The organism is Methylophilus sp., assembly GCF_052173275.1.
Classification (GTDB): domain Bacteria; phylum Pseudomonadota; class Gammaproteobacteria; order Burkholderiales; family Methylophilaceae; genus Methylophilus.
The window spans coordinates 1482388-1494832 of sequence record NZ_JBQMUL010000002.1 but is presented as its reverse complement, the minus strand read 5'-3'; the positions used below and the strand labels follow the sequence as shown (position 1 = coordinate 1494832).

General features: G+C 49.3%; 9 protein-coding genes. All 9 read right to left on the bottom strand.

The features are described from left to right. Entirely contained in the window at window positions 1–297 is a 297-nt protein-coding gene (locus tag ACTS9Y_RS08630) for a hypothetical protein (RefSeq protein ID WP_442585537.1), read from the bottom strand. Next, the gene (locus ACTS9Y_RS08625) at window positions 263–1567 is read right to left on the bottom strand and encodes a PepSY-associated TM helix domain-containing protein (RefSeq protein WP_442585536.1); all 1305 of its coding nucleotides are present in this window, start codon (window positions 1565–1567) and stop codon (window positions 263–265) included. Before ACTS9Y_RS08625 ends, ACTS9Y_RS08630 begins: the two co-directional genes overlap by 35 nt. Before the next feature lie 17 nt (window positions 1568–1584). Then, complete coding sequence (locus ACTS9Y_RS08620) at window positions 1585–3801, bottom strand: TonB-dependent receptor (RefSeq protein WP_442585535.1); 2217 nt, start codon at window positions 3799–3801, stop codon at window positions 1585–1587. A gap of 191 nt (window positions 3802–3992) precedes the next feature. Next, on the bottom strand, window positions 3993–6074 hold the full coding sequence (locus ACTS9Y_RS08615; RefSeq protein ID WP_442585534.1) for a TonB-dependent siderophore receptor: 2082 nt from the start codon (window positions 6072–6074) through the stop codon (window positions 3993–3995). A 202-nt stretch (window positions 6075–6276) separates the two neighbouring features. Further along, the gene (locus tag ACTS9Y_RS08610) at window positions 6277–8385 is read right to left on the bottom strand and encodes a TonB-dependent siderophore receptor (protein WP_442585533.1); all 2109 of its coding nucleotides are present in this window, start codon (window positions 8383–8385) and stop codon (window positions 6277–6279) included. Window positions 8386–8556: 171 nt separating this feature from the next. Further along, window positions 8557–9357: an ATP-binding cassette domain-containing protein gene (locus ACTS9Y_RS08605; protein WP_442585532.1), complete on the bottom strand. Its 801-nt coding sequence runs from the start codon at window positions 9355–9357 to the stop codon at window positions 8557–8559. A 2-nt stretch (window positions 9358–9359) separates the two neighbouring features. After that, window positions 9360–10427, bottom strand: a complete 1068-nt coding sequence (locus ACTS9Y_RS08600) for a FecCD family ABC transporter permease (RefSeq protein ID WP_442585531.1) — start codon at window positions 10425–10427, stop codon at window positions 9360–9362. Beyond that, window positions 10424–11356 carry a heme/hemin ABC transporter substrate-binding protein gene (locus ACTS9Y_RS08595; RefSeq protein ID WP_442585530.1) on the bottom strand — a complete coding sequence of 311 codons (933 nt, stop codon included), beginning with the start codon at window positions 11354–11356 and terminating at the stop codon, window positions 10424–10426. Before ACTS9Y_RS08595 ends, ACTS9Y_RS08600 begins: the two co-directional genes overlap by 4 nt. Then, window positions 11344–12435 carry a hemin-degrading factor gene (locus ACTS9Y_RS08590; RefSeq protein ID WP_442585529.1) on the bottom strand — a complete coding sequence of 364 codons (1092 nt, stop codon included), beginning with the start codon at window positions 12433–12435 and terminating at the stop codon, window positions 11344–11346. The genes ACTS9Y_RS08595 and ACTS9Y_RS08590 overlap by 13 nt, the downstream gene beginning before the upstream one ends. Between the last annotated feature and the right edge of the window lie 10 nt (window positions 12436–12445).

Genomic DNA, 12445 nt, shown 5'->3' with positions numbered 1-12445 from the left:
TCAGTTTCCATGCCCAATAATCTGGTAAGGCCCACTTTCAATATCAGAGATAACGGTATTTGTAGCAGCAAAGCCACCAAACTTAAAGAGTGCGCATTGACTGCTGGTTTCATATTCGATTGTAGCTATTTTCTGGCTGAATTTAACATTCACTGGGTGGAAATATCCAGAAAGGTTGGCGATAGATGCCAGAGGGGAAAAATCAGCTCTGGTCATCTGACTAATGACTGAGCTGATATGTATTTCTTTAATTGTTAAATCACTACCGTGGCATAGAGCGGATACGATCAGTCGCAAATACCTGCTCTTGCACGATCTGCGATGACACTTTACGTGCTTTACGTTTTTTCAACCATAAATACACACCGGTCACCGACAACATGGCGACCACCAGGCCCATGACAGAAATCAAAACACGCCCGGGAACACCCAGAATACGGCCGGAGTGTAAAGGAAACTGTGCCTGCACTATCATATCGCCCGCCGTGCCTTGCCAGGGAATACGCTGGCCCAGCGGGTGTGCGTCTACCGCATCGTAATACAAGCGCTTGTGCCCGGCACCTGCGACACCATGGTCTGCTTCAGGGTAGTAAAAGTCTACGCTAAACAACTGGAAAGCCGGGCTGAAGCCGATGCGCCCTGCGGGTTCTTTCCAGCCTTTGGCGGCAGCATCGTTCACGGCCATATCCAGCACATGCTTGAATTCAATGCGGGATGACACCTGTTCCGACTTTGGCAATGGCTTACGCAAATCGGTTGGTGTTGGCGTCAACGTGAATGCCGATTTCATCACCGGCATAAAAATCTCCCGCCGCAGATTGAGTGCCATGGCAGAAAAAGCCAGGATAATCAGCAACAGCCAGGTCCACAAACCAAACGCGCGATGCATATCAAAATAACGTTTATGGGTGCTGCTGTTCCAGCGCATCTTCCAGGCGGGCCACCAGCGCTGGCCGAAAGAGGCCTGGTTAGCAGCGTGCGTCGCTTGCGCCTTGTGCAAGCGTGTCTGCGGCTTTCTGGCCGCTTTTGGCAGGGTGAGGTAAAAACCCACAAAGCTATCGATCAGCCAAATAATGGCCACGCCGCCCAACAGCCAGATGCCCCAACGGTCTATGCCCCACATTTCTGGCAGGTGCAAACTGTAATGCAGTTTGTAGAGGAAAGAGACTGCATTAGTGCGGGTCACCGGCCATACTGCGCCCCACTCACGTTTGCCTAGCTCCTGCCCGGTCACAGGGTTAACGAACACCTGATTAAAAGTCACAGGCTCAAGCCCCTGGGGCGGGTTAGGCAAAGGCCTGACACCAATCGCCAGCGTATGCCCCTCTTCAACCTTTAACGGGATGGAAGTGACTTGCACCTGTGGGTAGCGCTCGGCGACTTGTTTCGCCAGCACCAGGCTGGATTGATGCAAACCGGTAGACTCACTATGCATGAGCTCCGGGTTCAATAATTCATCAAGCTCATGATCCCAGGAGATGATAGCGCCGGTCAGGCCGGTGATGAGTAAAAATAAAGCACTCGCGAGACCCAGCCAACGGTGTATTAATAACAAAGACGAACGCAAATCAAATCACCTCATACTTAGAAATCGAGTTGTGCACTAATGGTCACAGTTCGCGGAGCGCCCATCACCAAATAGCCACTACCAGGTGAACCGCCGCTGGAAGCCCAGTAATCACGATCGGCCACATTATCTACGCGACCACGCACAGTGAACAGTTTACCTTTAATATCTGTCACGTAGCGAGCACCGATATCCAACCTGGTCCAGCCAGGCAATTCCAGCGTATTGGCCGCATTGGCGTACATACTATCCGTAGCAATCACACGTGCATCCAGTGTCAGCCCTGTCAGGCCTTTAATATCCCACTCCACACCAAAGTTTGCCTGCTTGTCTGGCACGCCAATAGTTTGTTTACCTTCGGTGGCAGCAATTTTGGTATCCTTTTGTTTGGTATCAAGAAAAGTCACGCCACCCAATATACGCAGCCCCTGAAATAGCTCACCATAGGTCATCAACTCAATACCTTGATGATCTTCCCTGCCTTCTGTCGTAAACAGATTGGTAGTCAAATCTGAAACACCGCGCGGTTTCTCGGTAGTGAAATAGGCAGCAGATAACCTTACTTTACCAAAATCGACCTTGGCACCTACTTCCTTTTGTTTTGACACGAATGGAGCCAGGGTCTGCCCTGCATTGGCCAACGGCGCTCCTAGCACCGTGTTAGCTAATGATGCAGTATCACCTTGAGTCAACGCCTCGATGTAGTTTGCATACAAAGAAACATTTTCCAGAGGTTTCACCACGACACCGAATACCGGGCTCAACTTGCTCTCATCATAATTTGTAGTCGTAAGACCTGTTGCACTCTTGTTCAGGTACTTCAAGTTCTGGTGACGCGCGCCTAAGGTAACCAGCAAACGTTTGTCAAACATAGCGAGAGTGTCGCCAAGTGAAACACTTTGAAAGTTTGCCTCGTAGTTTACATAATCATCAAAAGGTGCAGCATTGGCTCCGGTAAAGGCTGGCTGATTATAGTAAGTCGGGGAATACAGATTGGTGGCAAGGGTGAATTGCGAAGCAAAATCAATTTTACGAATGGCAGAGTAAGAATTGGTTGAAAGCACCCAGTCATGTTCAATAGATGCTGTATTAAAATGTCCTTTTAACCCTGCTTCGCCCGTCAACACTGAATCCTGGCGAATGTTATCGAACCTGTTGGTTGTACCCGCCCCAGTAGTTGAATTCAAGACTGTCAGGTTTGCCAGGGAATTGGCTTCGTGCGAATGCCGCGAACCAAGTGCAGCATACGCTGTTAACTGCTTGTTAATATCCCATTCACCCCTTACCGTACCAAATAAATCGCGCTCATTGGAATAGGAGTATGGCTGCGCCCAGTTGTGTTTGCTATCTGGCGCTTTAGGTACCCGGAAATTCTGATTTCCGGCAGCGGTGCTTAATGTCACATTGGTTCTGGTTTGATCAAGTTTGTGGCTTTGGTATCCCACATCTGCAGACAAGCGGAAATCGTCACCCCGCCAGTCAAATGCCAGAGAAACCAGACCAAGTTCCATACCTTCTTTATTAATGGCGGTACCGCCGTCTCTATGAGAAACATTCAACCTTACACCGGCACGGTCATCAGGCCCAAAGCGACGTGCCACATCTGCCGAGATAAATTGCTGATTGCCTGAACTCCATCCAGCGGTCACCACATTGAGAGGATCATTGGGTGCACGTTTTGGCAATAACGAAATAGACCCGCCAACACCATCGCCGTTGGGGCTGGATCCGTTCAAAAATGCAGTGGCTCCTCGCAATACTTCTACACGCTCAAATAACTCGGCTGCAATATATTGCCTGGGTAATAAGCCATATAAACCGTTATAAGCAACGCTGTCTGAAAAAACCAGGTATCCACGGATAAAGTACGACTCCTGGAAGTTACCAAACCCTCGTGCAACACGCACAGAAGGGTCATTCAACAAGACATCCCCAACACTTTTGGCTTGCTGGTCCTGAATCAAGGTATTGGTATATGCATTAATTGAAAACGGTGTATCCATCGCGTCCTGGTTACCCAGCACACCCACACGGCCGCCTTTGGCAACCTGGCCACCGGCATAAGGCTTCATCAGCCCTTTGGCTGAAGCATCTGCTGAGGCATTGACTTTGACTTCTTCCAACGTTTCAGTGGTTGAAGTCTCTGCATTACTTTTCTTTTCCTCTGCCACTGCATGACCAAAGCTCAATGCACAAATCACAGCAACGACCATTTTCTTCCGGGTAAACGACATCAAGACTCTCATTTAATATTGAATTAAATCAAAAGAAAAAGGCTGTTGAAATTCAACAGCCTTTTATAAATATACTTATAAATCAGTAAGTTGTGATGATAATGATTATTATTAAATAATGCAATTTATTTTATATGAAACTATCGTACTACATCGCATTTTAACCACGCATCATCACTACTACTTGCTTCTTACCAAAGGTAACTAAGCTGCGCATCAACAGTCCGTGAAGTACCGTAGTAGCAATAGAAATCACACGCACTGAGATACTCTTTGTTAAATAGGTTGGTCGCATTTACTTGCAAGCTCCAGTGTTGTGAAACCGGATAGCTAGCCATGGCATCAACCAGTGTGTAAGAAGCGACTTTCAATCCAGGATAGTTAGATTGATCCTCAGTGCTGCCGTTGTAACGGACACCAAGACTCAACTTCAGGCCATTCAATATTTCACTTTGAATATGCTTATAATTGACTCTGATGGCAGCCTGGTTATCAGGAATCAATGGTGCTCTGATTGTGCGTGTCGTGCTCAAATCCTGATCCGCGTTGTTTCGCGTATAGCTGAGCCTGGCAGAAACACTATCACTGATGCGCAAGTCAGACTGCAGCTCTATGCCTTTATTACGTCTTTCACCAGCTTGCATCTGAACATTTGATGCATTTGAAATTAAGGCATTTTTCTCTGTCAGGTCAAACAGTGCTAAGTTGAAACTTGCTCTCATCCATGTTGGTTCATACTTCACGCCCACTTCCAATTGCTCGCCTTCAAATGGCTTATAACCTCGGCCAGCGGCATCTGCGCCTAATAGCGGATTAAATGAAGTTGAATGACTGATATATGGTGACACACCAAGGTCAGTACGCAACATAATGCTCGCATTGTGTGTATTTTTGCTGCCATTTGCAGTGTTGGCAGCTGTACCAATAAACGAACGGCTATCGTAATTGTCGTTTCGCAAACCTAAATTGAATAATACGGTATCGTTCCAATCGAATTTATTGAAAATATAAGTACCTTGTTGTTTTAAGCTGAGCTCGTAGGGACTACCCGTGACGATGAAAGGTGCTCCGTACACTGGCTCAAACAAGTCGATCTGAGGCACGCCGCCGCAGCAATTATTTTGCGCATCTGCTTTACTGCGTTTGTAATCAAGGCCAAATAGAACGGTATTTTTAATATCGCCGAATTCAAACGTTTTACTCAACCGATTATCAATACTGTGTACTTTGGATTGACCATTCAGATAGGAATAACCACGATTGGCAAGCCTGTCGTTATTGGATCCGAAAGCATATATGCCTAGGAAATCGTGATCCATCTTGCCGAAACGATAGTTTTGCGTGAATTTGAATTCACGCCCAAAATCATGGCTAAATTCATAACCCAGAGAATATTGTTTACGGTCAAAATAATCGCGCCCAGGCTCACCAAGGTTTGTGTCGTAGCCTATTTTTCCGTACTGGGTTCTAATGAGAGATCCATAGCCAGGCATAAAACCATTGGTTGGCGTGCCTTTTTTCTTCAAGATGCTGGCTAGCACTGTCAGGCTGGTGCGGTCTGTAATATCCCATGTGAGGCTAGGTGCAAAATAGAATTGCTCCATGCCGGTATGGTCAATGGGGTAATCCATTTTTGAATATAAGCCAACCAGGCGATAACTGACTGAATCGCTGATGACGCCATTGTAATCCCCACTGATCGTTCTTCTGTCAAAGTTACCAACACTCACATTCAATTCACCAGCGACATCCCTCATAGGCCGTTTGGATACCAAATTAATAGTCCCCCCTGCGTCGGTAGCACCGTAATTAAATGAGTTGGCGCCTTTAAGGACCTCTACTTTTTCCAAACCATAAATTTCTTGTTCCCATACGAAAAAGCCATTATTTGAAAGGGATGTGCCATCTAATGTGGTATTGGCATCGAAACCTCTGACCTTAAACCAATTTGCTTTATTGTCAGCACCGAATTGTTTTGATAAGACGCCTGCCTCATACCCTAATAAATCATCTAATTTTTTATTCGCGCCTATGTTTTTGATATCTTGTTCAGTAATGATCGAAACTGATTGTGCTGCCGACTTAAAATTATCTCCTGACTTATCGGCAGACCCGACAACCGTCACTTCATTGAGCGTCACTGTACCGTCTTTTTCAGACTTCGCATCTTGTGCAAACGCTGCGCCAGTAGCGAACGCTAACATGACGGCTATTGCGGATTTCTTAGGCAGCAGGTTGATTGTGGTGCTGCTACGTTTAGTTGTTAAGATCATCAAATCTCTCATTATTGAATAAAAATGCACCAGCAATAAATAAAGGCCACTGATTTCTCAGCAGCCTTTTATTAAAACTTCATTGTGCGGCTATAAGCTAAATAAATGATAATAATTATCATTTATTTAGGCAACTTATTTCATACAGAAATGTCTGCCACGACAATCAATGTTGTATAAACCGCAAATTAATCAAGTGCTCTTAGAACTTATAATTTGCAGAAAGAACAGCATTCTGACGCTCGCCATAGCCGCAATCTGTACCAGCACTGCGACACCAGGACAGGAATTCTTTGTCTGCGATATTACGCACGGTCAAACGCAGATCCCATGGTCCGGTTGTATACCCTATCATGGCATCGAATAAGGTGACTGACGGAAGCTTTGGTGTTTCACCAGCAGCCACATTCGAACCGATATAACGCGTACCAACACCAGCACGGATATTAGGTGTGATATGGTATTGAGCCCAGGCCGAGCCGATCTTCTCGGCCACATATGGCACCCTCAGCTTGGTGGTATCGTTAAAAGCGTGCATACGCGTATAGTTGCCCAACAATTCAAAATCGCCTATGCGGTGACGCACATCGGTTTCCCAACCCTGAATAAACGCACCTATCTGCTGTACACCGCCAGGGGTAGCCCCTTGAACGATACGATTCAATTGTTCAATCTCAAACCAGGCAAAGTTCGCAGAAGTGTTGCCATCGTTCGCCAGATATTTAACGCCTGCCTCACGTTGCTCACCTTCAGTTGGCTTCAAATAACTATTTGTTGCAGAACCGTCTGTGCCTAAATTCGGGATGAATGCTTCTGAGTAATTAACATAAGGTGAAATGCCATTCTCAAAGCGGTACATCAGGCCGATACGGCCGGTAGTTGCTGAGTTGCGCACATCAGAATCCGGGATGGCAGTATTGGCAGTCAACAATGAGTTGGTTGCATGATCGCGTCTCAAGGCGGCCGACACTACCCAGGCACCCCATTCCATATGCTCAGAGACATAGAAACCGGTTTGTACGATTTTACTGTCGTCACGGTCCGCGTTTCTCAACGATGCATAGTCAACTTGCCCATAGACCGGGTTGTAAAGGTTGATGCCGAAAGCCGAGGTGGTACTGGTGTAGTTGTCCTCTTTCCATAAGGCATTCTGGTAGTCCATGCCCACAGAAACCAAGTGCGAAGTTGGCCCCAATAAAAAGTTACCCTGCAGGCGGATATCACTTGCAAAAACCTCAGTACTGCGGTCAGCGGTGTGTATCGTACGCTGCGCATTCCCTGCAGCATCCGGCGCAAACCCTACACGTGCCCAATGCTCACGTGTACTGCTTGAGGACCATGACTGTTTCAGGTTGGCAACTAACTTCAAATGGTCGGTCAACGCCTGATCTACAAACAAAGCGACTTCATCTTTTTTGGTGTTATAACGATCCCAGCCTGGCTCGCCTACAAAAGTGCTACTGGAAACGCGTCCTTGAGGGCCTGGCAATACCGTCCCTTGGGCAGGTAGAAACTGTGCCGAGACCTGGCTGTCAACTTCCTGGTGCAGATACTGCATAGTGATACTGGTTTTATCGCTTGGTTGCCAAGTCACAGAAGGCATAAATAACACTGCGTCATCATGCACATGATCAACTTGCGTGCCGCTATCGCGTTTGAGAGCTACGACGCGGTAAAGCCACTCGCCATCTGCAGTGATTGGCCCGGTAAAATCCAATCCGATCTGCTTGCGGTCATACATGCCATATTGCAGGTTAATTTCTTTAGAGGCTTCTCTTTTAGGCTTTTTAGTCACGGCATTGACGATACCGCCTAAATCCGACTGGCCATATAACACTGAAGATGGCCCTTTTAACACTTCAATACGCTCTAATGTATAAATGTCCGGGCGGGTATTATTGTATGAGCCATATAAATTACGCAGTCCATCTACAAACATGGATGGATTCAGGCCACGTACCGAGGCCGAGTCACCACGCGTATCAAAACCAAATGCGCCTGCATAGACCCCGGAGGTATAAGTCAATGCTTCCTGAATATTGATGGCACCCATCTCACGCATTTGCTCTACATCTATCACTGAAATGGATTGCGGTGAATCCTGCACACTGACAGGGCTTTTGCCCACAGAGGCTGATTGCTCCTGCGTGATGAACCTGTCCTTCTTTTTACTACTCTTGCCAGCCTTCACAGACACTTCCGGCAAGGTTTCCGCACTATTTGTTTTAGCAGGTTCATCCGCTAAAACCGACGTTGATGGGAAAGCAAGTATTAAAGCAAGAGAGATCGTATTAATACGGAAAGAGTGCATGAAGGCTCCAATAAAATGACTGCTGGCTACTGGAGTCAATGCTCTTTGGCTGGCAAAACTAACAACATTGAATGATAACAATTATCATTCAATTATTCAAGATGTTATTTAGAATGAATACCTTAGTATTCAGTGACTTGAAAAAGAAATAAGACTTCAAACGTGGATGAATTAGGCACTTGCCTGAATTTTACTTGGCGCCACAATCACTTCGCCACTCTCGCTGACGGCGCTGATCAGGCTGACATCGTAAAGGGCTTCCAATAAAGGAATGGTCATCTGCTGGCTGGCGTAGTCGCCAGTCATGATGCCATTTTTGATAAAGATCAGTCGCTCGAATCCCTGCAACGCCTGATTGATATCGTGCAGAATCGCCAGAATGGCATGGCCGCGCTGGGCAGCAAACATATAAATCGCATCCATTAAGCTGAATTGCAGGCCGGGGTCCAGCGCAGCGAGTGGCTCATCTACCAGCAACAGGCCGTTTTCAACATCCCATAATTGCGCAAACACTCTGGCCATTTGTACCCGTGCTTTTTCTCCTCCGGATAAGGTATCGAAACGGCGTTCCAGCAAGTGCCCGGCGCAGGCCAGCGCGGCTGCCTGCTGTACTATTTTCTTGATGTCAGGATCATAGGCTCTGGCGACCCGGCCTAGCCCGATGACCAGCTCAACCGGCAGGCCAAAAGCGACTTCGTGTGATTGCGGCAAAATGGCGCGGCGGCGGCTCAGGTCAATCAGCGACCATTCTTTGAGGTTGCGCTGGCAAAATATTGCCTGGCCTGTGGCAGGTGTTAATTCACGGGCCAGCAATTTGAGTAGTGTCGATTTCCCCGCACCGCTAGGGCCAAGTATCGCGACCCGTTCGCCCGCTGTAATCGATAGCGTAAAAGGCCCGAAAGTGCGTTTGCCCAGGTTGATAGTGACATTCTGCAGGGCAAGCAGCGTCTCGTTTGCAATTGGGAGAGACATGTTTACATGCCCTTCCGGATACCGGCCAGCAATACCAGGAAGAAAGGCGCACCCAGCAAAGCGGTGAAGATTCCCACAGGGATCTCGGCTGGAATCGCCACTGTACGTGCTGCGGTATCAGCGACCAGCAGGATGATGGCGCCAACCAGCATGGCCAATGGCGCCAGGCGGCGCTGGTCGGGGCCGATCACCAGCCTGACGATATGGGGGGCTACCAGGCCGATAAAGCCTATCATGCCGCACCAGGCGACAGCAAAGCCGCATAGTAACGCGACCAGCGTGATCACACGCGCACGCAGGTGTCGCACATTGACGCCGACATGGGCGGCGGTGGCTTCGCCCAATGCCAGGGCGTTCATCTCGTTGACCAGGCGGCGCACATACCAGATAGCCGCCAACAATAGCGCGAGCAATGCCAGCAATAATGGCCAGCTGGCACCCGCCAGTGAGCCCAGGGTCCAGAAGGTCAGGCTACGCAGCTGTTCATCGGTCGCCAGGTAAGTGCATAAGCCGATCACCGCCGTGGCCAGCGCATTGAGCGCAATACCGGTTAATAACAGCCCGGCGATCGAATCTGCCGTTAGCCAGCGTGCCACGGTATCCAGCAGGAAACACACGCCGATCGCACCAGTAAATGCTGCAACCGGTAATATCCAGTAGCGGAGTGAAATAGGGATATCAATGCCACTGTTAGCCAATAAAACAATGGTTAAAGCCGCAGCGCAAGCAGCACCGCTGGTGACGCCCAGCAAGCCGGGGTCCGCCAGTGGATTGCGGAATAAGCCTTGCGTCAACGCACCTGACAAGCCTAATGCTGCACCAATCAGCGCAGCAAAGAAAATGCGCGGTAAACGCAGATTCCACAGCACATATGCGCCGCCGGTCAACGGTTGGTCATCGCCAGATTGCAGCAAAGCCAGCCAGTCAGCAGGCAATACCGAAACAGCCCCTGCCCACGCCGCAACCCAGACACACAGAATTAGGGTCGCCCATAAAAACAAAGCTGGCCGAGTCATCAAGCCAGCCGTTAAACGTGATGCTAATGGCATCACGTTAATTGATGCACTCATCCGTTCATCGCTTTCACCAGTGCATTATCCAATGCGGCGACTGCTTGCGGCAGGCGCGGACCGAAACCCAGCATAAACATGGCTTCAAGCGAGGCGATGCGGCGTTTCTGTCCGGCCGGGGTTTGCGCCAGGCCAGGCAGTTTCAACGCGCCATCGATACCGCCTACGATACCCAGACCCTGATCAGTAAACAGCACGACATCTGGTTGTGCCGCGATCACTGATTCTGGCGTCAGCGGTTTGAAACCATCAAAACCCTGAATCGCATTATGTGCGCCTACGTAATGCATCATGGCTTCGGCACTGCTGCCTTTGCCACCCACCATAATTTGGCCTGGGCTGTGTGACAACACGAACAGCACGCGTGGCATCGGCGTTTTACGCGCCAGAATCGGTTCACGTACTTTTTGCCAGTCTGCTTTCATTTTTTCAATCAACTGGCTGGCCTGCGCAGGGCGGTCTATCAGGGTGCCGATGCGGGTGATACGGTCCAGCACACCCTCAAACTTATCATTGGCGGGCAACACGGTCACCGGCACACCGGCAGCATTAATTTGCCGCAAAACGGCTGGCGGGCCTGCATCTTCAGTCGCCAGCACATGGTTGGGTGCCAGCGCCAGTATGCCTTCACTGGATAAAGTTCTGGCATAACCCACGCTAGGTAGCTTGGTCGCGGCTTCAGGATAGAGCGAGGTAGTATCGACACCAACCAGCTCGTTATTAGCGCCCAGCGCATAAATAATCTCAGTCAGGCCACCGCCGATACTGACGATGCGGCGTGCAGTCTTCTTCTGTGTTTCAGCCGCCCACAGCATGGTTTTCGGCATACACGTGGCAACAGCCAACGCGCCCATCTGCAACAGGAATTTACGGCGCACTGCCGTTTCTGGTGATTCTAAATCATGCATAGGGTTATTTAATTCAGACATAGTTCGTGATCCTTAAGCAGCGTGTCTGCCAGTGCGCGCCACTCAGCAAGTTCAGGCTTTCCAGGCTTGCGTTCACCAAAGAACATGGCGATGACATTGCCGTCAGCGTCAAACAACTCCAGCGAAGTGACCAGGCCATCCACCGTCGGCTTACGTACAATCCAGGCGCTGGCAATATGGTCTTCACGCAAATGCAGGTTAAAACCGGGGTCCAGCACATTCAGCCAGGGGCCCATGACAGCCACTTTTTTAATGATGCCGGAATGAATCTGCACCATACCAGGGTTGGCGACAAATATCATCAGGGCAACGCTGTCATTGGCTGCAGTTTCCAGCAGTTGGCGAGCGCTTTCAAGGGTTAGCTGCTGCACGTATTCTGGCTCTGCCAGGCGCATGCTTTGCAGTCGAGAAACACCATATTTTTTGAGCAATCCAAAAAAGTCATGCGTGTCTTGCAGTGCGCGCCATGCGGACTGGAACCCTGTCACATCGACTTCGCTGTCTGGTTTATCTGCTGGCACGGATGGTGCATGCTTGGCCGTCATGCCCGGCGCCTGATCAGCATCGGCAAACTGTTTGACGAAGGCTTCATAAGCTTCGACATGGCTTTGCGGCTTGATAAACACCTTATGAATGGCGGTGCCTTCAGCATCAAAAAACTGCAGGCTTTGCTGCACGCCTTTTTCAACCGTTTCTGTGACTGCAAACCCATGCGCCCAATAACCATAAAACGCACGCAAATCGATATCGCCACCGAGCACCAGCCCGACATGCCCGGTTTCGCTGACATTTTTGTAGACGCCAGTTTTTTCATGCACGCACGAAATGTTACGCGTCAGCGCCATCACTTCGCCCAATGGCTCCAGCGCTTTGATGAGTGCGGGCCAGTCAGCCTGCAACCTGGTCGCGCGCAGCAACGCAGCTTCTTCCTGCACTCCGGCATGCGCAGCGATCAGCTCGCCTTCTGAAATCTGCAATTTGTCAGCGATATCCCGATGGCGTGCTTTGGCCGACTGGCGCTCGAAGGCAAATTGCTGACGTATGGTTTCCAAACTGGGGGTGGCTAACTGAGCACTCATCACTGCATCC